The 264-nt window shown below is 64.4% G+C and carries 1 pseudogene; it reads left to right on the forward strand.

The window, feature by feature from the left end:
• Positions 1 to 264 (forward strand): annotated as a pseudogene (locus tag SB756_RS31140) (GGDEF domain-containing protein); the annotation flags it as partial.

Genomic DNA, 264 nt, shown 5'->3' on the forward strand with positions numbered 1-264 from the left:
ATGCCGCCAATCTCAGGGTATGACTGACGACCCGCTGGCGCTGACCGTGGGGCAGCAGATCAATGTGGTTATCTGGGTGATGTTCAGCGCGGTGCTGATCTTCGTTTCGCGCGCGCGGCTGCTGAATTTCATCGGCATCGGCGTGCGTCTGCGCGGCGAGGACCGCGAGCGGCTGCGCATGGCGGCGGCGGTGTTCGACAGTACCCTCGAAGGCGTGCTGGTGACCGACCGCCAAGGCTTGATCGTGCACGTCAACCGCGCCTT

Source organism: Pseudomonas sp. SIMBA_068 (assembly GCF_046534705.1).
Lineage (GTDB): Bacteria > Pseudomonadota > Gammaproteobacteria > Pseudomonadales > Pseudomonadaceae > Aquipseudomonas > Aquipseudomonas putida.